This is a genomic window from Candidatus Omnitrophota bacterium, assembly GCA_016929445.1.
Classification (GTDB): domain Bacteria; phylum Omnitrophota; class Gorgyraeia; order JAFGIU01; family JAFGIU01; genus JAFGIU01.
Window position 1 is genome coordinate 1 of sequence record JAFGIU010000092.1, and the last position, 24,895, is coordinate 24,895.

Annotated in this window: 27 protein-coding genes and 1 riboswitch; of the genes, 23 read left to right on the forward strand and 4 right to left on the reverse strand. The window is 55.2% G+C overall.

The window, feature by feature from the left end:
- The 21 genes from JW937_07360 to JW937_07460 all read left to right on the forward strand — a co-directional run.
- Nucleotides 1–1,974: hypothetical protein (locus tag JW937_07360; GenBank protein ID MBN1587230.1), on the forward strand; the 1,974-nt coding region annotated here is incomplete at its 5' end.
- A 73-nt stretch (nt 1,975–2,047) separates the two neighbouring features.
- On the forward strand, nt 2,048–2,857 hold the full coding sequence (locus tag JW937_07365; protein ID MBN1587231.1) for a hypothetical protein: 810 nt from the start codon (nt 2,048–2,050) through the stop codon (nt 2,855–2,857).
- A 5-nt stretch (nt 2,858–2,862) separates the two neighbouring features.
- A complete protein-coding gene (locus JW937_07370; protein ID MBN1587232.1) occupies nt 2,863–3,108 on the forward strand; it encodes a hypothetical protein in 246 nt (81 codons plus the stop codon).
- Between the two features lie 152 nt (nt 3,109–3,260).
- A riboswitch (cyclic di-GMP riboswitch) is annotated at nt 3,261–3,365 on the forward strand.
- Nucleotides 3,366–3,431: 66 nt separating this feature from the next.
- Nucleotides 3,432–3,647, forward strand: coding sequence for a hypothetical protein (locus JW937_07375; protein ID MBN1587233.1), 216 nt, complete (start codon nt 3,432–3,434; stop codon nt 3,645–3,647).
- A 9-nt stretch (nt 3,648–3,656) separates the two neighbouring features.
- Entirely contained in the window at nt 3,657–4,388 is a 732-nt protein-coding gene (locus JW937_07380) for a F0F1 ATP synthase subunit delta (protein ID MBN1587234.1), read from the forward strand.
- Nucleotides 4,366–5,862, forward strand: a complete 1,497-nt coding sequence (locus JW937_07385; GenBank protein ID MBN1587235.1) for a F0F1 ATP synthase subunit alpha — start codon at nt 4,366–4,368, stop codon at nt 5,860–5,862. Before JW937_07380 ends, JW937_07385 begins: the two co-directional genes overlap by 23 nt.
- Before the next feature lie 6 nt (nt 5,863–5,868).
- Nucleotides 5,869–6,723: a F0F1 ATP synthase subunit gamma gene (locus JW937_07390; protein MBN1587236.1), complete on the forward strand. Its 855-nt coding sequence runs from the start codon at nt 5,869–5,871 to the stop codon at nt 6,721–6,723.
- On the forward strand, nt 6,720–8,141 hold the full coding sequence (locus JW937_07395) for a F0F1 ATP synthase subunit beta (protein MBN1587237.1): 1,422 nt from the start codon (nt 6,720–6,722) through the stop codon (nt 8,139–8,141). Before JW937_07390 ends, JW937_07395 begins: the two co-directional genes overlap by 4 nt.
- Nucleotides 8,142–8,149: 8 nt before the next feature.
- Complete coding sequence (locus tag JW937_07400; GenBank protein ID MBN1587238.1) at nt 8,150–9,706, forward strand: PAS domain-containing protein; 1,557 nt, start codon at nt 8,150–8,152, stop codon at nt 9,704–9,706.
- Nucleotides 9,696–10,064: a response regulator gene (locus tag JW937_07405; protein ID MBN1587239.1), complete on the forward strand. Its 369-nt coding sequence runs from the start codon at nt 9,696–9,698 to the stop codon at nt 10,062–10,064. Before JW937_07400 ends, JW937_07405 begins: the two co-directional genes overlap by 11 nt.
- Nucleotides 10,065–10,075: 11 nt before the next feature.
- Nucleotides 10,076–11,767: a type II/IV secretion system protein gene (locus JW937_07410; GenBank protein MBN1587240.1), complete on the forward strand. Its 1,692-nt coding sequence runs from the start codon at nt 10,076–10,078 to the stop codon at nt 11,765–11,767.
- A gap of 7 nt (nt 11,768–11,774) precedes the next feature.
- Entirely contained in the window at nt 11,775–12,995 is a 1,221-nt protein-coding gene (locus tag JW937_07415; protein MBN1587241.1) for a type II secretion system F family protein, read from the forward strand.
- A gap of 9 nt (nt 12,996–13,004) precedes the next feature.
- Entirely contained in the window at nt 13,005–13,481 is a 477-nt protein-coding gene (gene gspG, locus JW937_07420; protein MBN1587242.1) for a type II secretion system major pseudopilin GspG, read from the forward strand.
- 3 nt (nt 13,482–13,484) lie between these two features.
- The gene (locus JW937_07425; GenBank protein ID MBN1587243.1) at nt 13,485–13,877 is read left to right on the forward strand and encodes a prepilin-type N-terminal cleavage/methylation domain-containing protein; all 393 of its coding nucleotides are present in this window, start codon (nt 13,485–13,487) and stop codon (nt 13,875–13,877) included.
- Entirely contained in the window at nt 13,874–14,464 is a 591-nt protein-coding gene (locus JW937_07430) for a prepilin-type N-terminal cleavage/methylation domain-containing protein (GenBank protein ID MBN1587244.1), read from the forward strand. Before JW937_07425 ends, JW937_07430 begins: the two co-directional genes overlap by 4 nt.
- 13 nt (nt 14,465–14,477) lie before the next feature.
- The gene (locus JW937_07435) at nt 14,478–15,434 is read left to right on the forward strand and encodes a general secretion pathway protein GspK (GenBank protein ID MBN1587245.1); all 957 of its coding nucleotides are present in this window, start codon (nt 14,478–14,480) and stop codon (nt 15,432–15,434) included.
- A gap of 25 nt (nt 15,435–15,459) precedes the next feature.
- On the forward strand, nt 15,460–16,929 hold the full coding sequence (gene pilM / locus JW937_07440) for a pilus assembly protein PilM (GenBank protein ID MBN1587246.1): 1,470 nt from the start codon (nt 15,460–15,462) through the stop codon (nt 16,927–16,929).
- Nucleotides 16,926–17,489 carry a hypothetical protein gene (locus JW937_07445; protein ID MBN1587247.1) on the forward strand — a complete coding sequence of 188 codons (564 nt, stop codon included), beginning with the start codon at nt 16,926–16,928 and terminating at the stop codon, nt 17,487–17,489. Before pilM ends, JW937_07445 begins: the two co-directional genes overlap by 4 nt.
- A gap of 34 nt (nt 17,490–17,523) precedes the next feature.
- The gene (locus JW937_07450) at nt 17,524–17,859 is read left to right on the forward strand and encodes a hypothetical protein (GenBank protein MBN1587248.1); all 336 of its coding nucleotides are present in this window, start codon (nt 17,524–17,526) and stop codon (nt 17,857–17,859) included.
- Complete coding sequence (locus JW937_07455) at nt 17,828–18,793, forward strand: hypothetical protein (GenBank protein MBN1587249.1); 966 nt, start codon at nt 17,828–17,830, stop codon at nt 18,791–18,793. The genes JW937_07450 and JW937_07455 overlap by 32 nt, the downstream gene beginning before the upstream one ends.
- A complete protein-coding gene (locus tag JW937_07460; protein ID MBN1587250.1) occupies nt 18,783–19,655 on the forward strand; it encodes a hypothetical protein in 873 nt (290 codons plus the stop codon). The genes JW937_07455 and JW937_07460 overlap by 11 nt, the downstream gene beginning before the upstream one ends.
- Before the next feature lie 4 nt (nt 19,656–19,659).
- On the opposite strand, the gene JW937_07465 is transcribed toward JW937_07460, so the two are convergent.
- Both JW937_07465 and JW937_07470 read right to left on the reverse strand, forming a co-directional pair.
- A complete protein-coding gene (locus tag JW937_07465; protein MBN1587251.1) occupies nt 19,660–20,523 on the reverse strand; it encodes a phytoene/squalene synthase family protein in 864 nt (287 codons plus the stop codon).
- Nucleotide 20,524: 1 nt separating this feature from the next.
- The gene (locus JW937_07470; GenBank protein MBN1587252.1) at nt 20,525–21,601 is read right to left on the reverse strand and encodes an NAD(P)-binding protein; all 1,077 of its coding nucleotides are present in this window, start codon (nt 21,599–21,601) and stop codon (nt 20,525–20,527) included.
- 108 nt (nt 21,602–21,709) lie between these two features.
- Here JW937_07470 and JW937_07475 point away from each other — a divergent pair, with 108 nt between their 5' ends.
- A complete protein-coding gene (locus JW937_07475; GenBank protein ID MBN1587253.1) occupies nt 21,710–23,083 on the forward strand; it encodes a sugar transferase in 1,374 nt (457 codons plus the stop codon).
- Between the two features lie 156 nt (nt 23,084–23,239).
- Here the strand turns inward: JW937_07475 and JW937_07480 are convergent, their stop codons facing one another.
- Together JW937_07480 and JW937_07485 are read right to left on the reverse strand one after the other, a co-directional pair.
- Nucleotides 23,240–23,455, reverse strand: a complete 216-nt coding sequence (locus tag JW937_07480; protein MBN1587254.1) for a hypothetical protein — start codon at nt 23,453–23,455, stop codon at nt 23,240–23,242.
- Entirely contained in the window at nt 23,452–23,589 is a 138-nt protein-coding gene (locus JW937_07485; GenBank protein MBN1587255.1) for a hypothetical protein, read from the reverse strand. The genes JW937_07480 and JW937_07485 overlap by 4 nt, the downstream gene beginning before the upstream one ends.
- Before the next feature lie 71 nt (nt 23,590–23,660).
- On the opposite strand from JW937_07485, the gene JW937_07490 reads away from it, so the two are divergent.
- Complete coding sequence (locus JW937_07490; protein ID MBN1587256.1) at nt 23,661–24,863, forward strand: outer membrane beta-barrel protein; 1,203 nt, start codon at nt 23,661–23,663, stop codon at nt 24,861–24,863.
- Nucleotides 24,864–24,895: the final 32 nt, after the last annotated feature.

Consider the following 24,895-nt stretch of genomic DNA (forward strand, 5'->3'; position numbering starts at 1 on the left):
GCTCAAACCTTTGCCGAGGATATCGTGAACAACGGCTTCTACAACTGGATCGTTCCGGATGACCGGAACACCACGACCCGTGTGCGTGTCGTTGACTCCAGTGACCCAGATGTATGGGACTCCACCCCTGCTGACTTCACGATTGACTATTACTCCATCACCTGGGAGATGCGTGACCTTCTGACCAACAAGCATCTCGATCAAATGAGCGTGTCTTGTACCAGCGGCTGGATTCAGGGCGGCATTCTTTCGCCGATCACCCATGATACTCCGTATGGCGCATGGCAGGCGACTTGGAGCCGCGTGGAGTACGGAGACCGCGCCGTGAATTATGTGGCGGATTCGGACAAGACCGTCCAGGAGTTCATGGAAACCAACGTCGTCCATATTTGGAAGGACGAAATCACGGTTGCCTATGATGCCTCGTCCGACACGCTGACCGTTGAATCCATCCTGACTCGCGACGGTTCCGCAGTTCCGGGGCCGGTCAGTAACGAAATCAATATCTATGACGGCGGCCTTGTGCTCATGAATGACACGGACCTCGTGCCGGATGGCCTGGGCTTCTTTAAACATACCTGGGGCACGCCGACGGGTCTGGTCTCGGGCAAGACCTATCAGTTGGTGTCTACGACTGAACTGGCCAGCGGCGGTATCTTCAATACGCCGACCACCTTCAGCATCACGGAAGCGGCCTCTCTCCAGCAAGTGGCGGATACGGTGAACTCGAAACTGGATATCAGCTTGTCCGAAGCCAGGGACGACATTGTCGATGAAGTCAAAGTCAAACTGGAGGAGGGCCAGCAAGCGATCGAAGACACTCTGGATCAGTTCCAACAGGATGTCCAGGTATCTATTACGAGCTTGGAAGAGGCGGCGGATCGAAACACAGCCTCTGCGGCCGAATTGGAACTGGCAGCCGACAACGCCCAGGAAGCAGCTCACACGCTTGAGGAAATCGCCATCCGGCAGGCTGCCCAACTTCTGCTGCCTCAAAGTGTGATCACCGGCAGTCCCGCAACATTCCAGTACCGAAACCTTCCAGACTTGCAGCCGGTAATGGATATTCTGGACGAAGACGGCAATAGCATCTACGAGGAAGAAATCATGAGCCCGGTAGAAGGCAAACCAGGACTGTACTCGTTTACAATCGAGAGAATCCTGACTACCGAGTTTGCGCCAGGACAAGCATTCACCGTCATCGTCAATGAACCCGAAACCGGAAGTCTGGAGTCCGGGGCAGTCTTCTGTGATGTCGCGCCTGGCCGTATCCTGGCTCCGAATTCAGTTCTCATCGGAGACAAGATGCAGATTCGATTCCGCGGCCAGCTCGGATGGCAGCCGAAGATTACGATCAAGGACTTCGAAGACCAAGCGGTTGTGGACGATCAAATCATGCAACTCGTGGCGGGTTCCACAGAGCTCTATGAATTCACGATAGAGGAGATTCGCCAGGAAGACTTCAAACCCGGTAAGCCGGCTACGATGACAGTGGTTGAAACTTTAACCGGCACCACGGAAACGGATGTCTTTATCGTGGAATCCACCTCCCTCACGTCCTTGCAGGGATTGATTTCCTCCGGGCTCGGTGCCAAGGAAGTGGCCCAGGATGCCCTGAGTGCCATCCGCTCGGTGGAATTCATGCTGGGTAGAGGCGGAGATATCGGCGGAGCGCTTGAAGCATTGAAGAGCACCGTGGCCCAGCTGCCCAAGAAGGCGGCTGAGGAGGGCGGTTCGGGCGAACGCCTCTCCAACCAGATCACCGAGATCTCCGATAAGCTGAATGCCTTGGCCGGCGAGGAAGGTTTTGACTTCAGTTCAATTATCGGAACGGCCATCGAAAACTCGGAGTCCATCACGGATATCCGCCGCAAGTCTGAAAAGATTCAGGGTGCAAGTGAGGTCATGCAGCTTATAATGGAGAACAAGCTGGGCGGCGTGGATGACCCCGTCGTGCATGTCCTCTTTGAATAAGCGTGACAAAGATCCCTTCCCCGCCACAAAGCGTGGCGGGTCGGGACACACACACCATCTTAGGAGGTTGGGGATGAGACACCTGGCGTGGGTTCTCGCCGGTGCTCTGCTTCTGGGCGGCTGGAATGTCACCGCACAGGCGCAGGAAGCGGGGGAGGCGAGAGAACCTGTAAGCATGAAGGTGGTCGCGGTTAATCCGTCCGCTACCAAACCGCAAGTCACTCCTGTTAAGATTTACCTTCCCACAGAAGTCGGCCCAGAGCATATTATCGACGACGGCGGTCTCTCGCTCGAGTACGACGACGAGCAGAACATGTACTACGTATACAGCCAAGGTGTCGAACTCAAACCCAAGGAGACCCGCGTCTTTGAAGTCATCGTAGAGGATGTTTGGTATGTGGCGGACGGGGAGATCCTGAAGCTCCGCAACTACACGGAACTGATCCTCAGCCGTCTGGAGGAAACCGAGTATTACGAGACCGGGAAGGAAATTGCTGAGAGTATCTTTGAGCGGCTGGATAAGATCGTCACAGACCAGGCAGACGAAACCCTGACCCGAAAGCAGCGCATCGGGAATTTCCGGCGCGCCAATTTGGTGCTCGAAGCCATCGAAGAGGACCTGGCCCGCATGGAGAAGCTGATTTCCTTTACCGGCGGTCCGCCCGTTCCGGAAATGCTTGAAGAATCGGAACTCAAGTCCGATGCCCCGTCCACAACCACCACCTGGATGGTCATCTTCCTCATCATGATCTTTATTGCCCTTCTGGGAGGCCAGTTCTTCCTGACCTGGCACCGCCGGGCGCGGGCCGCAGGGGACGTGACCAGCATGAAGCAGTTCGATTTCCCGGGGGAAGACAAGGGCGGGCCTGAAGGAGGGCCGTAGTCCTCATGCTGAAAGTAACTGTGGTGGATCTCCAGCGAACGCTTTTCCAGGGCCAGGCCACCCGGGTCATCTGTCCGGGGGAATCCGGGGTCTTTGAGATTGCCCGCTTCCACCGCCCCCTTCTCTCCCGCCTCCTCTCAGGTACCCTCGTAGTGGACGAACAGCCCTTTGCGATCCGGCGCGGCATAGCCAAGGTGCTCAACGACGAGGTCACCTTGGTCGTGGAGACGGATTTTGAGCGAAAATTATAACACATTTAAATCCAGCCACTTACAAAAGACCGTAATTGTAAAGTACTTTATAATGAGGTCTTTCTCTTTATTCCATCCTGCTCTGCTCCCTTGAATTTTGAACCGCTGTGTGATATAGTGAAGTGTAGTAATAATAATAGGTTGTGAGCAGGCCACCGAACGGGCAAACCTCGGGAAACCGGGGGGCGCAAAGTCACCGGCCCTCCCCAAGCGCAACATAGGTCGCGACCGGCTTGGCGGGCAGCGGGGCTATCGAAGTGGACTCGCGGATTGACTGCGTAACCCTACCGTTTGGTAGGGTTTTTTTGTCGAAAGGCGATCGGATGGGACGCAATATCGCGCTGATTCTGGCATTTGCACTCACGCTCTTGGCCCCGACCATGGTCATGGCCGCTGCGGCCTTTGCCAGCATCAATGCCCTGGGTCGAAACCCGTCCGCAGCCCCCAAGATTCTCACTGCAATGACCATCACCCTGGTCTTTGCCGAGGCCCTGGGGATTATTGCACTGCTGGTGATCTGGCAGTTATTTGCGGCTTAGGAGGTCGAAATGCCACTGGTCTTACTCCTCATCCTTCAGGCGCTGCTTTTCGGAGGCCTTGTCGTCGTACTGCGCAGCATTCTCCGGCGCAACGTGAGCAGCGCCACAGAACACCTCACCAACCTCAGCCAGGACTATCAGCGCAAAGAAGAAGAACTCGTTGCCCGGATTGAAGAGGCGGAAAGAAATTATGACGAGAGCATTAAGAGAGCCAGTGCAGAGGCCGCAGAGCTGAAGGAAAGGGCAGAGGACGATGCACGGCAGACTGCGGAAAAACTTCTGCAGCAAACCCAAGACGAGGCTGAGGTCATTATGACAAAGGCCTTGGCCACAGCCGAGTCCCTAAAACAGGAGCTGGACAATGAGGCTGAGAACCGCGCCCTGGAGCGCGCCTGCGATTTGGTGGAGGCTGCCCTGCCCGAGGAGCTCCGCTTGCCGGCCCACCGTTCCTGGACCGCAGAGCTGCTCAAGAACGGGTTTTCCCGGCTGGATGAGATGCGGTTGGAGGAAGGCGTGAATAAAGTGCTTGTCCGGACTGCCTTTGCTTTAGAAGACAAAGAACTCAAGGCGCTGGAAGCGAAGTTGAAGGAGAAGATGGGCCCGGATGTACAGATCAAACAAGAGGTGGATTCCAGCGCAGTGGCCGGATTTTGCCTTCAAATCGGGAGTCTTGTCATGGACGGAACCTTGTCCCATCGCCTCAGAGAGACAGCGAGCCATGCAAAACGTGTCACAGAATAGATTCCAAGTCATAGAACCGTCCTTTGATGTGCGGGAGGTGGGGCATGTCAAATCCGTGCGCGACTGCATTGTGCGCGCGGTGGGTTTGCCGTCCTGTCTCAACGGACAATTGGTGGAGTTCTGTAACGGCACCCAAGGGATGGTCATGGGCTTTACCGAAGAGGATGTCCAGATCCTGGCCTTCGGCGTCAAGGGAGAGTTGAGGGCCGGTGACGAGGTCTACAACAAGGGAGGCTCCTTCCGGGTGCCGGTTGGAGACAATTTCCTGGGCCGTGTGGTCAATGCGCTCGGGGAACCGGCTGACGGCAAGGGGCCGGTCGAATCCAAAGGGGACCTCCCGGTTTTCGGAGATGCTCCGGAAATCATGGAACGCGTGCCCGTGCACGAAACCATGGAAATGGGAACGCGCATGGTGGACGCGGCCATGGCCGTGGCACGCGGGCAGAGGCAGCTCCTGATCGGCGACAAAATGACAGGCAAGAGCACCATCGCCTTGGACGCGGTCCTGAACCAGAAGGGCCGCGAAACCATTTGTATTTATTGCGTCATCGGCAAGCCTTACTCCACACTGGTCAAAGTCCTTCAGCTCCTGCACGAAAATGAGGCCATGGAATACAGCATTGTGGTCAGCGGGATTGCTTCCACTTCCGCCGGAGAGCAGTACTTGGCTCCCTATACAGGAGCAGCCTTGGGTGAGTACTTCATGCGCCGGGGCAAGCATGTCTTGATGGTGCTGGATGATCTGACCAAACACGCCTGGGTCTACCGCCAACTTTCCCTCCTCATGGAACGCGCCCCGGGCCGTGAGGCCTATCCCGGAGACATCTTTTATATCCATTCACAGCTCGTCGAAAGAGCTGCCTGCTTGGCGCCGGAATTCGGCGGCGGCAGCATGACCTTCCTGCCTATTTGCGACATTTTGCAGGGAGATGTCACGGGGTTTATCCCCACCAATCTCATTTCCATGACAGACGGGCAAATTTACATGAGCACCCCGCTCTTCAACAAGGGCCAGAAGCCGGCCATCGATCTGGGCCTTTCAGTCTCCCGTATCGGTTCCAAGGGGCAATGGAAGTCCATGAAAGAGGTTTCCGGCCGGATCCGTTTGGAACACCTCCTGTATCAGGACCTCCTGAAGAGCACTCAGTTGCGGTCGAGCCTGTCCGCGGATGCAGCGGCGCGCATCAAGCGCGGTTCCGCCCTCTCTGAGATTTTTGTCCAGGGTAAGGCTTCCCCCGTGCCCATTGAGGAGCAAGTGGTTTTGCTTCATGCCTGGAATCAGGGGGTGATGGATGAGCTTTCCGACGAAGAAAAAAAGCGCTTTAAAGACGATTTTCCGCTGCGTATGCGCGAATGGTACCCGCAAATGTTGCAGGAGATGCGGGATTCACAAAAGCTCACCGACCAGATGAAGGAGAAGATCGTCGAAGGCGCCAAGCGTTATGTACCCGGTTGGAGTCCAAAGGAGAAATAAGCCGCTATGCCGTCCGTAACCCAGGTCAAGAAAGAAATGGATTTCAATTCAGACCTCAAGTCCATTCTGGGCGTGATGAAGGGCATTGCCACGGCCCAGTTCCTGGCCTTGGAAGAGCAGTACCGGCAGTACGACGCTTTTTCAACCGCCATAGAGAGTTTCTTTGACCTGATGGATCCCAAATTGATTAAACATCCGTTTGTGGTGGAAGGCGCCCCGGCCGGTGTCATTGCCATCACATCCGACCAGGGATTGCTCGGGGGCATGAATCTTCAGGTGATCCTAACTGCGCTCGACCAAATGGGGGACGGAAACGGGACCTTGATTGTGGTCGGCGAACGCGGACAGCGTTACGCGGCTGAACGCGGATTCTCTGTGATTGGATTCCCGGGTGTGGACGATGACAAACGTCTGGGGCAAGCGCTGCAGGTGCGCGATTACGCCATGGATCTCGCATTGCGCAAGCAAATCGGCTCTTTGAAAGTGGTTTATTCCAGGGCGATTTCCTTTACCCAGCAGCGTATCAGTATTTTGCCTGTGTTGCCCTGCACGGCATGGGCAAGCGGAGGCAAAGAAACGGCCCACCGGGAGTTCGGTCATTGCCTGATCGAATCCAGCCTGGGGTCAATGGTGGAATATTTAGTCTACCTGTGGTTGGGACAACGGCTCTATGAAGCCATGGGTTTGTCCCGCTTGGCTGAGCTCGGTGCCCGGGCCGCGCACTTGGAGGGCAGTGAGCAGGAGCTGGAGCGCAGGGCAGGCAAACTGCGTCTGGAGTATTTCCGTAAGAAGCACGAAATTATTGATCAGAATATGAGAGAACTTTTCGGCGCACGCGTGGTATTTGGAGAAAAATCATGAGCTCCCCAAACAGCAGCAGAGCACAGCGAGCAGGTTCCATCGGCAAGGTGGTCGCGGTCCAGGGCCCGGTTGTGGACGTGAAATTCCGGTCGGGTGAGGAACTGCCCAGTGTTTACGATGTGATTGAATTCAACACCCCGGAGGGCCGGCTGGTCATTCTCGAGGTTGCGGAGCATTTGCCCGGCCACAGGGCGCGCTGTATCTGCATGAACTCCACTCTCGATGTGCAGAGAAATTCCGAGGCCCGTGCTATGGGAAAGACCATAGACGTTCCCATAGGGGAATGTATGTACGGCCGGGTTATTAACGTGGTCGGGCAACCCTATGACCGGCAGGGGCCCATTGATGCGCAGCAAACACGGCCAATACGGCGCGCCCTCCCGGGAACGAACGTCACCCAAAAGCAAGTGGACGAAGCCCGCACTGAGGTCCTGGAAACCGGAATCAAGATCATTGATATCCTTTTCCCGCTCGTCAAGGGTTCCAAAAACGGAATCCTCGGAGGCGCCGCCCTGGGCAAAAGTGTTTTGACACTCGAACTCATCCACCACGTAGTCAAGCGCCATCGCGGCGCCTGCGTATTTGCCGGGGTGGGGGAGCGAATTCGCGAGGGAAATGAGCTTTACCTGGACATGAAGGAGCACGAACTGCTCTCCAAGGTTCAGATGGTTTACGGCCAGATGAACGAACCCCCGGGCGCCCGCTTCGGCGTGGCAATGACCGGGGTCACCCTCGCGGAGTCCATCCAGCGCGAAAACAAGGATGTGCTTCTCTTTGTGGACAATATTTTCCGATTTATCCAGGCAGGGGCGGAAATCTCGACGCTATTGGGCCGCGTTCCTTCCGAAACCGGCTACCAGCCCACCATGATCGCCGAGGCCAGTGAATTTCACGAGCGGATTCGTACCAGCAAGGACGGCGGCGGCTCCATTACATCCTTGGAAGCCGTTTACGTTCCCGCCGACGACCTGACCGACCCCGCGGTTGTCGCGCTCTACAGCTTTTTGGAGTCCTTAATGGTTCTCTCGCGCGAACGCATTCAGTTAGGTCTTTACCCGGCAATCGATCCGCTGCAGTCCTCCTCCTCCAATCTGGACCCGGACATTGTGGGGTCGCACCACTACGAAATCGCGCAGGAAATTATCCGCATCTTTCAGAAATACGAGGAACTTCAGCGCATTGTGTCGGTCATCGGGATTGACGAACTCTCGCAGTCGGACCGCACGCTCTATCAGCGCGCGCGAATGTTACAGAACTATTTAACGCAGCCGTTTTTCGTTGCAGAGGCCTACACAGGCCGTCCTGGAGCTTATGTGACAATCCAAGAGGGAGTCGAGGGCTCCGAACGCATCATTAACGGGGATTACGACAACCGGGAAGAAAACGACTTCTACATGATAGGAGCGCGTCCCGAATAGGAAAGCCCATGTCGCAACGCAAGATTCTCAAACTATTGTGGATTGCTTTGATGGTCGGGGTTGTCTTTGCCCCGCCCGTTATTGCCGCAAAGCAAAATGATCCGGACGGAGCCCGCAGCCGGGTAACCGCTATTCTCATCACCGTGATCCTGGCACAAGCCACCGGCATTTTGCTCTACAGCTTTTCGCGGCGCAGCAGCAATGCCCGGTTGAATATGGGGCGGGGCGGAAGGGATCCTCTGAATTTGGGTGATTTGGAGGGGGATCACGTGGCCGGTGCTGTGCTCAAGGAATTGGGCAATATGGCCGGACCGGATAAGATGCGGCGCAAGACCGCCCAGGGCATTTCAAAGCTCGTCAAAGACAAGATCGAAGAGGAGGTCACTTCCGCCAAAATTGAGCTCTCCCAAAAATATGAGCGCATCCTCGAAGATAAAGACCGCCAGGAAAAAGTGGTCCGCAAGCAGTACGAAACTGTCGCCGTCGAAAAGAAGCAGACCGAGGCAGTGCTCCGCAGTGTGGCTGAGGGATTGGTTGTCGTCAACGCAAACGGCGAAGTGATGATGATGAATCCTGCTGCGGAGAAAATGCTGGAGGCCGATAAAAAGGGGAAACTCGGCAAAGGACTTCAGGAAGGGATCGGCGACGAAGGACTGATTTCTCTTGTCAAGCAATCAAAGGACGGCACCGGCAAAGATATTGAGGTCAGCGGCGAGGACAACACCCGCAAAGTACTGCGATCCAGTACTGCCGTGATTGAAGATGAAGACGGGAACACGGTGGGCATGGTTTCTGTGCTCAGTGACGTGACCAAGCAGCGCGAACTGGACCGCATGAAGAACGAGTTCATGAACAAGATCACGCATGAGCTGAGGACTCCCATTGTCGCGATCCAACACTCCCTGAATGTCGTTCTCAATAAGGTGGCAGGACCCCTGAACGATACTCAGGAAAATTTCCTGGGTATTGCCAGGCGCAACCTGGAACGCCTTAATATTTTAATCAACGATATCCTGGACTTGGGCAAGCTCGAGGCAAAGAAGATGAAGCTGGAGCCTAAGCCCACGAAGATCGACACCGTGATCGACGGAGTGATTGAAACACTGAACGCCTGGGCGGAAGCCAAGGACATTAAACTGAAGAGAGACGTTGATTCCCAGATTCCCAGGATCCTCCTGGACCCGGACCGCACAACACAGGTGTTTTTCAACCTGATGGGCAATGCCATCAAGTTTACACCAAAGGACGGGAGTATCACCGTAAGCGCAAAGTTTCACGACGCATCCAAAAAGCTCGTGCAGTTGAGCGTTACAGATACGGGCATGGGAATCCCCAAAGCTGATCTCAAACGGGTTTTTGACAAATTCCACCAGGTCGCGGGGCGCGCGCCTACGGACATGAGCGGCACGGGTCTGGGGCTGACCATTTCAAAGGAGATTGTGGAATTACACGGAGGGAAAATTTGGGTGGAGAGTGAGGAAGGCAAGGGGACCACCTTTGCGTTTACACTCCCGGTCGAGGGACCGGCGGGTCCGGAGCAGAAAGGCGAAAGCGATGGGGAATAACACACATATTTTGTGGATTGATGATGAGGGTGATTTTCTGGCACCCATGGTCTTCTTGCTCGAAAGCAAAGGCTTCAAGGTAAGCACAGCTCCGACAGGCGCCGCCGGCCTGGAAAGTCTTGCGGAACTGAAACCCGATATTGTTTTCTGCGATATCAGTCTCCCGGATATGAGCGGAGTGGATGTACTGAGCAAGATTCGCTCAGGTGTTCCCGGTCAGCCGGTCGTTATGGTTTCGGCCGCCTACCAGGACGGCATGCTCTATGAACAGGCCAAAGAGCTGGGGATTTCAGGCTTTTTCTGTAAGACTGGAAGCTTTGAAGAACTTGAGAAGATTCTCCTGACGATTCCCGGATAAGACACACTTAGATGAACGTGAGCACGCATATGGCTGCACAAAAACTCGGACAATTGCTGGTTGAAAAGGGGCTGATCACCGAAGGCCAGCTGCAAGAGGCCCTAAAAGAGCAGAAGAAGGACAAGGCTTTTTTGGGCGCCATTGTGGCAGCCAAAGGCTGGGCCTCTGAAGAAGACGTGGCCAAGGTTTTGGCAGAACAGCAGGATATGCCCTTTGCGCGTTTGGGTGAACTGCAGATGGACCCGGCCCTGGTTTCCCACGTTCCCCTCAAGATAGCCATGCACTTTCAGGTTGTCCCTGTCCATTTGGAGGGAAACGTTCTCACCCTTGCGGTAGCAAACCCCCAGAGTGCGCGTCTTGCCGATGAACTGAGCCTGGCCCTGGAACAGAAGTATGTCGTCAAACTGCTCCTCACCACGGACCGGGATATCGGCATGGCCCTCAAGAAGTTCTATGGCCTGGGCGCAGATACAGTGGGACAAATCCTGGCCGACAAAGAACCGGAGAAGGGACCCAAGAGAAAAACACCGGAGCAAGAAGGCGTTCAGGATATCCAGCAGTTGGCCGCCGATGCCTCGGTCATGAAACTGGTAAACCAGCTCTTGCTAGAAGGCTACCAACGCCGCGCCAGTGATATTCATTTGGAACCGGCCAGAGGCAAAGTGCGTGTCCGGTATCGAGTGGACGGGCTGCTGCACGATATCGAGGTTCCCGAGGCCATACGCGAACTTTTTCCTGCCATCGTTTCCAGAGTCAAAGTGATTTCCAATTTGAATCTGGTTGAACGGCGCCTGCCCCAAGACGGCCGCGCTCAGGTCAAAGTGGGCGGTGAAAAGCTCGACCTGCGCATTTCCGTTCTCCCGACGCCCGTGGGCGAGAGCGTGGTCATCCGTATTCTCCCCAACAAAATGCTGCTTGATGTGAAGGGACTGGGATTTGCGCGCGCGGACCAGCGGGCTCTGGAAAGCATGCTTTGCAAACCCCACGGGCTCATCTTTGTCACCGGCCCGACAGGCAGCGGTAAGACCACGACCCTGTATGCAGCCCTGGGGACTATCCGCCGGGACCAGCGAAAGATCATTACATTGGAAGACCCCGTGGAATACGAAATCGACGGAATCACGCAGGTGCAAGTCAACCCCCGAATCGGGTTCAGTTTTGCCGAGGGGCTGAGAAGCCTTCTGCGTCACGATCCGGACGTCATGATGGTCGGTGAGGTTCGAGACCTGGAGACTGCGGAGTTGGCGATCCAAGTTGCTCTTACCGGCCACCTGGTTTTGTCCACCCTGCACACCAACAATGCCTCCACCGGGGTTACCCGTCTTGTGGATATGGGGATTGAGCCCTTCCTGATCGTATCTTCTGTGGAGTGCTTTATCGCCCAGCGCCTGGTTCGCGTGCTCTGCGAAAACTGTAAACAGGAAACGCCTTCGGAATGGAAGGACACCCCCAAAATCTACCGGGCCGTGGGTTGCGAGACGTGTCAGGGAACAGGTTTTTCAGGACGGACATCCATCTATGAAATGCTGCCCTTGACAAGCGGGATTCGCGAACTGATCCTCAAGGGGGCCTCGGCCGATGCGATCCAGGAGAAAGCCATCGAACTCGGGATGAAAACCTTGAGAGAGGACGGCTGGGAAAAAGTAAAGGCAGGATTAACCACACCCGACGAAGTGCTGAGGGTGACCGAGATGGAGCAATAGACCCGCGATGCCTCTGTATCATTATGTTGCAAAAAAAGGACCCGGCGAAATTATCGAAGGCGATCTCGAGAGAGACAGCCGGAGCGCGGCACTGCAGCAAATCACGGACATGGGCTACATACCCGTCAAAGTTGAGGAGATCCAAAGGCACGAGAGCGAGGAGAAAGGGGTGGATGTTGCCCATCTCAAGCGCATCCCCAGGCGGCAAATCAATATCTTTACCCGCCAGTTTGCCAGCCTGACACGCGCTCAGATTCCGCTGCTGCGCTCCCTGGGTATACTCAGTGATCAAACTTCCAACCCCTCGCTCAAGGCTGTTATCGCGGCGGTCGCCAAAGAGGTTTCCCAGGGCGCAACGCTTTCAGGCGCCATGGGAAATTGGCCCCAGGTTTTCTCCCCCTTCTATGTGGGAATCACTCACGCCGGGGAAGTTGCCGGCACATTGCACGTTGTCCTGGAACGTCTGTCGGCCAAGGCCGAGGCCGAGGACAGAATGCTGGCCAAGCTAAGAAGTGCTTTGGCCTACCCGATCTTCGTCGGGATTGTCGGCGTGCTCACGATTGTGGCCCTGATGACCTTTGTCATGCCGCGCTTGTTGAAGCTGTTCGGCAGTATGGGAGGGGACTTGCCCCTGCCCACAGTGATGGTGGTCACTGTAAGCCGTTGGATGACCGGCTGGCAGTTCTGGGTGATCCTGTTGCTGGGCTTTTCCGTGCTGAGCTTTGTCTGGAAACTCCTGGGGAGCCGGAAAAAACGGTTCGCGGACCGCATTGTGATGCAACTCCCTATTGTTAAAGGTCTTGTGCAAAAACTGGATTTGGCTCGATTCTCGAGATCCTTTGGATTGCTGCTTGAAAACGGGGTCCCCATTCTCCAGGCCGCGGAAGTCTCCATCCCTGTGATTCAAAATTCGTTCATCCGGGAGGATCTTGAGAGTCTTCCTGCCGGCCTGCGCGAAGGAGAAAAACTGGCCACCTGTTTAATGAGAGTTCCCGCTGTTTCGGATCCCTTCTTTATCAACACGGTGGCAGTCGGTGAAGAAGGAGGCCGTGTGGGGGAGGCCTTGCTGGAAATCGCCAATTTCTGTGATGAGGAGTCGGACCGCCAACTTCAGTTAGTGTCCGCATTGATGGAGCCGGTCATGATATTGGGAGTCGGGGCAGTCGTCGGTTTTATCGTTATGGCAGTGCTGCTTCCCGTGTTTCAGTTCAGTACCATGCTGCGTTAGGAGGAGCAAATGAAGGAAACAAGACACCGTAGATTGCGAACTTTGGAAGCGTCTTCAATGGGATTCACCCTGGTTGAGCTCATGCTGGTCATCGTGATTATCGGAGCCCTTGCCGCTATGGTCGTGCCCAGGCTGGCAGGCCGCTCTGAGGATGCCCGGATTGCGGCGGCGGAGGCGGACATCAGTGGGAATATTTCGCTGGCATTAAAGCTGTATGAAGTCGATAACGGACGCTATCCCACCACGGAACAAGGACTCGCTGCGCTGATCGAAAAACCGTCTTCGCCGCCCATACCCAAGAATTGGCGGGGTCCCTATCTGGAACAAGAGGCCATCGATTCCTGGGGAGAGGAATATGTGTACCGGCTAAGCCGGGAGCACCCCCCCTATGATTATGTGCTCCTCTCGCTAGGACCGGATGCAAAGCTGGATACAGAGGATGATATCGCGAATTGGGCAATCAAGAAAAAGTCCGGAGGCCGCTGAAATATGGCAGCTAAAAAGGGACTGACGCTGATCGAGGTCTTGGTCAGCGTCGTCATACTGGCCACCGGCGCCGTAGCCGTGACCCAGGCCTTGATGCGCGTTTCGCATGCCATGAGTGTGGCGGAATTCCGGACTCTTTCCACACAATTTGCGGCATCCAAAATGGCTGAAGTGGAGATGCTCGTGGCTCAAGGAGAGGAAGTCCGTCCCGGACAAGGCCGAACAGGGTTTGGTCTGAGATCTTTTGAATGGACTCTGGACGTGAGCGAAACGCATCTTCTGGATTCAAACAGATTGGGGCTAATCACCCTGGATTTGGTGTGGAAACGGGGAAGCGCGAGTTACCGCCAGAAATATCAAACTCTGTTGCCGGTATTTCAAAAGGAAAATGGATGAAGGCAAAGGGATTTACCCTTATTGAACTCTTGGTGGCGATGTCCCTGATCGCATTGGTGAGCGGGGCCGCCGTGGCTGTCCTAGCCGGCGGATTAAGAGTTTGGGAACGATACCAGGTAGCCGGCGTCCAGACCGATATGATGCGCCTGGGCGTCGAACAAATTCGGAAGGACTTGGTGAATGCCCGGCGTTTTGATCTAATTCACTTTGAAGGCAGTTCCTCGCAATTTCAAGTGCCGGCCACCATCCAGGTAGACTATGAGGAAGGCGGAAGTCTGCAGGAGCTCGGCCAAGTCAGTTATTTTGCGGATAGGCGCTACGGTTGTTTGGGACGCTCACAGGCTCCTTTCAGTGAACTCAAGCGCCACCGGGCCAAAAGTGACTACACGGTGGTGATAGACGACCTTCAAAATATCAAGTTTTCCTATTTTGGATCGCAAAAGGAGGAGAGTGAAGCGAAGTGGACCAGCCGTTGGAAATCGCATCTCCTGCCTCAAGCTGTAAAAATCGAGCTGCAGTACGGAGACGGAACAACAGAGGGGACCTACACCAGTGCAGTCACATTTTCTCTGCCGGGAATCCAATAGAGGAAGCATCCTGGTGGCAATCGTATGGATCATTGCCCTGTTGGGGATCTTTGTCGGCTCCCTGGGCGTACGCGCGCAGATGGCCCTTTCTCTGGGAGACCGCTATGAGCAAGACTTGCAGGCCCGCTATCTTGCCAAAGCAGGGGTCCAATACGGGATGGAGGCCTTGGCACAAGATGTGACCCTGGCTTATGATGGGTCCAACGAGTCTTGGTACAACAATCCGGGCTTGTTTCTTGAACGGCGTTTGGACACGGGTACTTTTAAAGTGGAGACTTCTGCCGGCCCCAACAGCCCCAAAATACCGGGCTTGCTGGATGAGGACCGCAAGATCAACATCAATACAGCTCCCGAGGATGTGCTGCAAAACCTCTTTGTCTTTGCAGCAGACCTCAGCATTCAGGACGCAACGACCGTTGCCCAGTCCATTCTGGATTGGCGGGACGAGGATTCAGAAGAGCGCGATTACGGCGCCGAAGGCAGCTTTTACCGCAACAGCCGCCAGGCCCACGAATGCAAAGACGGGCCCCTGGAAAATGTTGAAGAGCTCCTGCTGGTCCGCGGCGTCGAAGCAGCCGCCTATCGCGCGGTTCTGCCCTATGTTACGGTATATGGGTCGGGTCACGTCAACTTCAACACAGCCGGCACCGAAGTGCTGACTTCTTTGGGCTTCTCCGAAGCCGGGTTGGCAACCCTCAATGGATTCCGGGTCGGAGAAGACGGAATTCCCGGAAACGCAGACGACCGCTTGTTCGTGTCTGCCGGCAGCATTGTTTCCGATTTGGAGGCCTTAATTCCGGTTGACGATCTCCAGATTCTCAGCAAGTTGGTGGAAGATAAATTTATCGGAGTGAACTCCAGAGCATTCCGCATGCAAGTGGAAGCATGGACCCCGGACGAGCGGGGAAGAGCCCGAATCGAATGTGTGTTTGACCGGGGCGGCAAAATTTACTTTTGGTCGGAGCATTAGGGCGCGTCAATAAGGGAGGACGCAGATGGGGGCAAAAGCGCGAAGCGGCAGGCATCCAAGCACGGTGTTCTATTTGGACCGCAAGTGGGTCAAACTCGTCCAGGTTGAGCGCCGCGGCAAGACCTGCCGGATTTCCAAGCTGATTTCTCAGTCAGTCGAAGGATTGACCGAAGATGAACTCATCTCCCGCCTCCAGACCACGTGCGAGAGCGAAAAGATTCGTGTGAACCGGGTTCTTATCGCAGGCCCCGCCCATTTCAGCACAGTCCGGGTATTCACCCTTCCTTCCACTGATCCGCATGAAATCAAGGATATGGTGGAGCTCCAGGTCGAAAAGCATACCCCTTATGCTAAAGAGGAAATCCTCGTCGACTACCAAGTCATTGCCACGGATTCTTCGGGCTATTCACAGGTTTTTCTCGTAATCGCCCACAGAAGTATCGTGGACCGCGTTGTACGGATTGCGGAACGTATGCGCTGGTCCGTGGACCGCGTGGGCTTTGATATGGAAGGGCTGGTGAACTGGTTTCATCATAGCTGCAGAGGCGCCGCCGGCTTCGAGGATCCCGAACGCGGGACCTTGTTGGTCGATATCAATACGGACACAACCTGCGTGGTTATCTTGAATCAGGGCCGCGCTTTCTTCCACAGAAGCATTGCCGGAGGATTGGATTCGCTTGTGCAAGATATCGAATCCGGCAAGGCGAATCTGGTCCGCGAACTCAAGCAATCCATGGAAATTTTTGAAGAAGAGGACCTGGGCTTTGTCGTGGCAGACGCGGTGTTGACCGGCCAAGCCGAATATTTCCCCGGCCTTAACGGGGAAGTCGCGGGCGCGCTGGGCATCAAGGCCTATTGTGTCTCCACTTTTCAGGCCGTGGACATCCACAAAGAGAGCGCGGCCGGTGCGGCGCTGGAGAGTATGGGCTCCTTTGCAGGCCTCATCGGGCTGGGCTTGGCCCCGTCCGAAATCGACCTGACTCCATCGGCCGTGAAGCTCAGGCAATCCTTTGAAGCCAGGTCCCGGGCCTTGACTTCCGTAGGCGTCAAGATCCTGGTGCTTCTGCTGCTCCTTTCCAGTCTTGCAATCACCCGCATGAGCCGTGAGGAAAAATACGCCGATGCTCTGATTCAAAAGCACGGTGAAATCAGTGAGCCCGCCCAGAGGCTGGAAACATACCTGGCGCAGCTGGAAATCGTCAAAGACCATCTGGAGCAACGAGGGCAAATCCTGCAGGTGATTCAGGAACTTCAGCAGCTAACCCCCGCGGCGGTGCGCTGGAAGGAACTATCATTTACGAAGGGCAAAGAAGTAAGCTTCAAGGCCAGCTCCACTGAAATGTCCGTGGTTTTTGATTTCGTATCCCAACTCGAAAAATCCCCGCTCTTCTCCGCTGTGGAGGCCAAACGCGTATCACGGCAGAGAGTGGAGAGGGAGGATTTGACGGCCTTTGAGGTGGTATGTGAACTCTCCAACGCGGAGGCGGGGGGATGAATCTCTCAAAGTTGTCCAGCCGGGAGCGTTGGGTACTGGGAATCAGCGCCCTTGTTGTTTTTGTGTGGTTCTCAGACCAAGTCGTGCTGAGATACTGGGGCAGCTACAGCCAAAGTTTGGGCAGCCAGGTCCAAGATCTGCAAGTGGAACTGGAGCGGAACGAAAAACTCCTGGTGCGGAGGCCTTTTATCGAGGCCGACGTGAAAGCCTACGAGGGGTTTATCCGCAACCGGGACAGCGGAGAAATGGAGCTGGCGCGCCTGATCGACACCGTAGAGAAATACGGAGCCCAATCCAATATTTCCTTCAAAGAGATCAAGCCCCTGGATCCTGTTGAGGAGAATGATTATTACCAGTCCGGCATTGAGGTGCGTTATGAGGGCGCTCTGACCGACTGGATAAAGTTTTTGCACCTCGTACTGACCTCGGAGGTCTTGCTGGAGGTCCAAAAAGCCGAAATCGCTCCGATCGATGACACGCGGGATAAGGTCGAAGGGTATGTGCGTATCACCAGTCTGGCCCTGGGTCCTTCAGGAGCCGGGGAGGGCGTTGATGAGTAGTCCCCAATCTAAGTTTTGCTACCTAAATAGGTTAATGCCCGTTATAATACTGGCGATTGTTGTTCTGGGGATTTGTGCGCGGGCGGGGCTGACCCAAAATAGTACAGGCTGGCCGCCTGAAGACTACGAATCCAAGACAACAGTGAAGGAAACCAAGGGTTTGCGTTTTGACGTGCCCGAGGACTGGCCCATTGTGGAGCGCGGAGGGATCATTGCTCCGGTTTCCGTAGCCGAATACATGGACCAGCGGATGAAGGCCGTCGAAAAGCGCATGTCCCTCATTGAGACCAAGTTTAACGACCTGGAATCCCGTCTATTAACTCTGGAGGAGGTACAGAGTGGTTCTGGATCGCTTCGTTCGAGCCAGTAGTTTTATCCTCACAGTCTGCTTGTTGTTCTCACCGCCCCTATTCGCCCAAACCGAGCAAAGGGATCCCTCCGAACCTGTGGGGGAGATCTTTGGCGAGCCCGTCCCGCTGGGTAATTATTATTTTGCCAAGAGAGTCCATTACCACTTTCCCAGACCCGGGGAACAGAGCCAGGACCCGGAAAAGCTCGAGGAAACTGTGTGGGAAAATCTGATCCTGCACTTTGAGGCCACCCAGCGCGGACTGCCCATTACAGACCAGGAGTTTGAGGAGCGCATCAACAAGGTGCTCAAGGACCAGAACCAATCCTTTACGCGCAAAGACACGGAACAGTACGCAGCCTGGGTCAAGGAGACGCTAGGCTACGATGTCGCACTCTTTGAAAACCAGATGCAATATATGCTGTTGGTGGACAAACTGAAGGATGAAATCCGGAACAGCATGCAAGTGACTGTTTCCGAAGAGGAGATGCACCAGGAATTCATCGACCAGCGGCACCATGTGGGCGGCGAGTATGTGCTCTTCGATACCAGGGAAGAGGCTGAGGAATTCTATCAGAAGTATAAAAAGGAAGCGGATTGGGAGAAGGCCAAGACAAAGGATGAGGAGTTCTGTAAAAACTTCAGCATGATCACTCTCCAGGCCATCATGGATCTGTGGTCCGTTCCCAGGGAGACCATATTCGCTTTTCATGCCCTGGATGAGGGCTCTGTCGGGCCCCCCATGCCCTTTGGAACCGCAAAATGGGGGGTGTTCCGCCTAATGGAAAAAAGGACCGGGGACCTCAATGATTTTCCGCCCAAGCGTGAAGAGTACTTCCAGCGAATTGAAAGGCGTAAGAAGTACCAAGCACTGGATGAGTGGGTGAAGAACCTGAAGGAACAGTCAAAGCTCAAGGTCTTCATCAACCCTGATACTGGTGAGAATGATTCTTAAAAAGCCAATCCGCCTTCTAAAACCCGCGACCCTTTTTCTCGGAGTGTCCCTCGTCTGCCTTTGCGCCGCGCCTGCAGGCGCAGACATGCGGCCCGGAGCCCGGTGGACCGCGGACATCAACGAAGACTACGAGGATCTTTACGTAGAGACCGCGCGGCAAAAGGACGACTTAGAGAAGGATCTCCAGTTGCAGAAGGCCCTCTACGACTCCCTGCGGGCCGAAAGGGATAATCTGGTGGCCCGGGTGGCGGAACTTCAAAAGGAGAATGAAAAGCTTGTGCGCGCGGCCCAAGGCACCTGGGGCACGCCCAAGGCATTTTCCGAGATGGAGGAGAGGGTTCGCGATCTGCGGGCCAAGCTCAAAGAAGCCGCATCCGAAAAGGTGGCTCTCCTGGAAGAAGTGGCCGAGGCCAAACGCCAGCGCGAAGAACTGGACCGCCGCCTGCATATCCAGGTGGAAATGGAAGTGGCCAAGCGCCACCAGCGCAGCAAGGAAATGGTCGACGCCTTGCAGGTGGACCGGAGCCGCCTCGAAGATCAAATAAAACTCCTGAGCAAGGCCTTTGAACAGGAGTCCGCAGGGCTCAAAACCTCGGTCGAAGAAGCCAAAAATCGCGGGTATGTGCTGGAGGCGGATCTGCAGGATTTGACGGACCGGCTCAAGGCCGAGAAGGATGAACTGTTCCGCATGCGGGCCAGTTATCAAAAGCTTCTATCCGAAAACGACGAGCTCAAAGGCGACTACTTAGAGGCTGAGAACATCATCCACCAGCTGGACCAGAGACTCAAATCAGCGGAAGAGCAGAAGAGCGAGGTAGAAGAAACTCTCCGCAAACTGCTGCTCGGCCTAAAAGCCGAATAACTTCCTAGGCCTTCGCCGCCAATTCATCCACCTTCCCGAAAGCCCTCTCCGCCAAAAGCTCGCGCTCCGAATCCGAAATACGGCAACGCGTATGCAGAGTCTGGGAGGGATCCCGGTGAACCTTCGTGAGCACAAGCTGATAAATATCCCGCATCAAGCGGGCCCCCATCCGCGCATCCTCGGAAAACCAGGGGAGCAGGCGATCCGCGCCGCGGAAATAGTACCAGGCCCTGCGGCACTGGAAGTCCATCATCTCCAAAAACTCCGGTGAGACTTCTCTTGCAATCAAGGATTCCTCGGAACATTGAAAATACTGCAGGTCTTCGGCAGGCAGATAAATCCGGTTTCGATCCAGATCATCCCCCACATCCCGGAGAATATTCGTCAATTGGAGCGCTATGGCAAAATGCCTGCCCCAATACTGCACTGAGAGATTTTCCGCGTGCCCGAAAACCACCAGGCAGATCCGGGCAATAGGCGTGGCCACCATATCACAGTAATCGAGGACTTCTTCAAAGGAGGCGTAGCGGCACTTGACCAGGTCCTGGCGGCAGCCCTGAATCATGGCCTCAAAAACCCTCTTGGGCACGGGATATGTCCGGAGCACATCGCTCAGGGCCTCTGTAATCAGGTGGCTGGGGCGCCCCTCGTAACAGAGGTCCAGTTCCTGTTTCCATTGGGCAAGGAGCTTCTCCGGCTCCTTGACACTCTCCTCATCCGAGATATCGTCGGCAAAGCGGCAAAAAGCATAAGCCGCGTAAATCGCTCTCTTTTTGGCCGCGGGCAGATGCTTGAAACCCAGAGAAAAGTTGGTTCCTCTGCGGTGCGTCATTTCTTCGCAATAATCATAGGCTTGTTTCAGATTCATCCTAAACTCCAGGCAACGGCGCGAGCCGCTTCCGCCAGCGGCAACGGATAAGCGGAATCATGAAAGTCTTCCACCAACTGGGCTGGTACCACCATCTCAAATAATTTCTCGGATTGCCGTTAAGCCGCGCCAAGCGGATCAGAGCCTCAGTCGCTGTTTGCCCCCCGGTTTCGTAGAGGTGCCTGAGCCAAAGACTCGAAAGCATCTGAGGCCGCAGCTGTTTCTGCCACAAGCAGTCGTAATCAAGATTCTCCGTTAGAGCGCGGGCGGCCATCACACCGCTCAGCAGAGCGGAACGGATTCCGAATCCCAGCAGATAGTCCTGGAAACCCGCCGCTTCGCCCACAACCAGGGTCCGGCCCAAACGCAGAGAACCGGGCAGGCAAAAACTGGCCACGGCGCAGCGCCGCCGGGCTTCCCCGGTCTCAAAGGCCTCAATAGACTGGAAACGGTCCATCACAGCCTTCCAGACACGGTCAGCCTCTTTGAAGCGGCGGACAATCGCCATGCCGAGTGTGGCCCAGCCTTTGGACACAAATAAATACGCGTAACCGGCGGGTGTGAGCCCCTGGTCCAACAATACGTGCATGCGGTCGGAAAGTCCTGTGGAAAAACTGGTTTCAAAACCCAGGCCATCGGCCCTCGAAGGCCCTGTGGCCCAGACCGAAACACCGCTCCGGTCCCTGATCCGGCTTCCGAAACGGACATCCACCCCGGCCTCCCGGGCCTGCCGCAGCAGGCTCCCGTCGAGCATCCGTTCCCCGGGACCGCGGCGAAGCAAATAGCCGATGGGTTCCGCGCAGCGCAGGGGAGCGGGCCTGGATTTGGAGCCAAAAAGCGTCATCTCATGCACAGCCTGAGTCGTACAGGCCAAATCAATGCCCGACCCGGAAAGCAGACGGAGCACATCCTCCGTTTGCGTAAAGTTTTGGAGCATCTGGAAGCCCCCTTGCCAGCGCGGACCCACGCGCGCCTGGGCCTCATGCACAACGACTTTTCGCCCCTTCCGGGCCAGACACAGGGCCGCGCTGAGGCCTGAAGGCCCCGCCCCGGCAATGTGGATTTCGGGTTCGGACATGAGGCTCATTCTACCATATGGTATACTCTGGGTATTGGGACTGTAACTTCTTTGTTCGACGGAGGATAGATCGTGTTCAAACAACATGCCGCCCTGATGCAGCGTATTCTGGTTTACACAGATTTGCTCCTGCTCATTGCCGTATTCCTCGGGGTCCACTTTGTGGGCTACCGGATTCATCCGTTTTTCCCTTTGCACAATTATTTACCCCTCTTGCCTGTCTACTTAGGGTCCTGGCTGGGATTCCTTTACTTTTTCGGGGCCTACCAGTCCAAAAGAGTCAGCGGCAAGGGAGAGATCTTCCTCATTATTCTCAAGGCCGGCCTCATCGGAGTGATCGCCTTCACCAGTTTTATTTACATCTTCAGACTGGGTATATTCACAAGCCGCGTCTTCACGGCGGCCATCTTCAGCTTTGGGGTCGTCTTTTTGGCTCTCGAAAAAATCCTCCTGTCCCAAATCTTCAAGGAGCTTCGCAGACGAGGATTCAACTGGAAGCAAATCCTGATTGTCGGGTCCGGAGAACGAGCCCAAAAGTTTCTGAACCTCATCGAACAGCATGCGGAATGGGGACTGCGCGTGCTGGGTATTGTGGACAGGGACCCTGCTTTAACCGGCCAGATGTTGGGTGAGTACCAGGTGGTGGGCTCCTTTGAGGACCTCCCGGATATCCTGCACGACGGCGTGATTGATGAGGTGGCCTTCATTGTGCCCCGGGCATGGCTTTCCGACATTGAAGCCTTGCTCCTGGCCTGCGAATCGGAGGGTGTGACCGTGCACCTGGCTGTGGATTATTTTGAATTGCACTTGACCCAAGCTAAATCCACGGACTTTGGGGGCTTCCCGCTGCTCACTTTCGGAAGCGTCCCGGACCGCATAGAGCATCTCTTCATGAAGCGTATCTTCGATATCGGAGCTTCAACCGTGGCTCTCGCGCTTCTTTCCCCGCTGTTCCTGGGAATTGCGTTATGCATCAAGTATTGTTCAAAAGGCCCTATTCTGTTCAGACAGACGCGCTGCGGCCTGGCCGGCAGGCGTTTCACCATGTACAAATTCCGCACCATGGTGGAGGACGCGGAATCCCGGCTCGAAGAACTCATGGAACAGAACGAGATGGAGGGCCCGGTATTTAAAATGGAAAAGGACCCGCGCCTCACGCCCATCGGGTCTTTTCTGCGCAAGACAAGTCTGGATGAACTTCCCCAGCTAATTAATGTCTTGCGCGGAGATATGAGTCTGGTGGGACCGCGCCCGCCTCTGCCCTCAGAAGTCGACAATTACGAAAGCTGGCAACGGCGCCGTTTGAGTATCCGCCCGGGTATCACCTGCATTTGGCAGGCAAACGGCCGGAACCGGATTCAGGATTTCGGCGAGTGGGTCAAGCTGGACCTGGAATACATCGACACATGGTCTTTGTGGCTGGACTTCAAAATACTTCTGCGCACGATTCCCAGCGTGCTCTTCGGCGACGGAGCCAAGTGAATGAGGACGCGGGTTGCGGAGCGCAGCGAACACAACCCGCTGTCCGAATTCATCCTGAGGCGTAGCCGAAGGATTTAATTCCAACTGGATTCCCGCCGCCGTCCACCGACTCAGATCACCAAACGGGCAGCTTTTTTTGCCCCTAGTTGTATGTGTTTATTGGGAATCTTCCGCTAAGCTGTAGGCTTTTCGAGTTGCGTCAAAGCGATCAGCAAAGGGAATGCCTGCACGGCGAAGTTCATCGCTAAACAGGTCATGATACTTGGACCGAAGCGCAGAAATCTCTTGGCGGGCATGCAGTTCGTCGGGGGGCAATGATTCTTCAAGTTGAACAAGATCGATGTATATTTTGGCGGCCTCATGAGGAGTCATAACTCGTCCTTTACAATACGATATGCGATCCGAGTAACGTGTTGGCGGTCTTTGTACCGAAGGCCGGAAGTCCGTTCGATCTGCTCAATAATCTTGATGTACGCATCCGCCAGTTCATAAAGGGTAGGATTCATGTGAGATAGGATATCAATCGGCTTGAGGAAAAGTCAATTGACCCTCCTGGTTGTGCTAGAATGAACCTCTTATGAGTCCAAACTCCCGCGATCTGGCCCGGCATTGGAGATTTGTCTCCGGAGTCGTCCTGCTTCTGTTGTCGGCATTTTTTCCCGGCCCGGGTTATGCGGCTACAAGCTGGCTTTTGCCGGTAATTGCCGTTCAAGAAGCCTTTGACGACAATGTTTACCTGACCCCAAACGACGAATCAGAGGACTTTATAACGAGGATTTCCCCGGGCCTTGTTTTTGAGCCGCAACTCCCGGACCATGAATTCAAAGCCGCCTATCTGGCTGATTTATCCTATTTTGCGGACCACAGCAGCCAAAACACCGTGAATCATAACCTGGGCGCTTCAGCCAAACTCAACTTCAACCGCTGGCGCGTGGAGTTAGACAACGAATTGCTCTATTTTGAGGAGCGCGCCGGCAGCGAAGACACAGCCCGGGTGCCCCGCACCTCCAATCACGCGAATGCTGAGCTCATCTGTGTGTTTAATAAGCTCGACTTAGGTCTGAAGTTTACCCAACGCATTGAGGATTACCGCAGCGACAATGCCATCGGCGCCTTTGGCGGCAGGGCCCTGACCTACCAGGACCTGGATTCAACCGAGAATTCCGGGGAATTGGAAATGGGCTTCAAGTTTTGGCCCAAGACCGCGATGCTGTTCGGCGGCCGCTACGGCACGCTCGCCTATGACTCGGGGAATAAGAGCGATTCCGGATATTTTGATGTCTTGGCGGGGTTGGAGGGCGAATTCCTGTCCAAGGGCGCGATCGAGGGGAAGATCGGTTACCGCAATCAAAACTTTGAGAACGACGCGGAGGATTTCGATAGTGTGATTTACAGCATCGCCTTGACCGAGACCTTCACAAGCCGGGACATTCTTGAGATTGCCTTGGACCGGACAACCTACAGCACCATTTACCAGCAGAACACCTACTTCACAAGCAGCCGGGTTTACGGCGAGTACACGCATTCTTTGAACGACCGGCTTGCTGTCAGGCTTGGGACCACCTATTATTACAATGCGTATCCGACCGAGACCACGGAAGGCACTGAGACCGCGGAAAGGGCGGATCATCTCTGGATTGCCGCATGCGGGCTGGATTATGAACTGCCCCGGTGGGGCACCGTCAACCTGGAATACACCTACATGCAAAAGAACTCGAATTTTGAGGCCTTTGACTATGGCAACAACCTGCTCAGCCTGGGCCTGAAGAAGAGCTTTTAGGGAAAGGACCCGTCATTGCGAGCGCAGCGAAG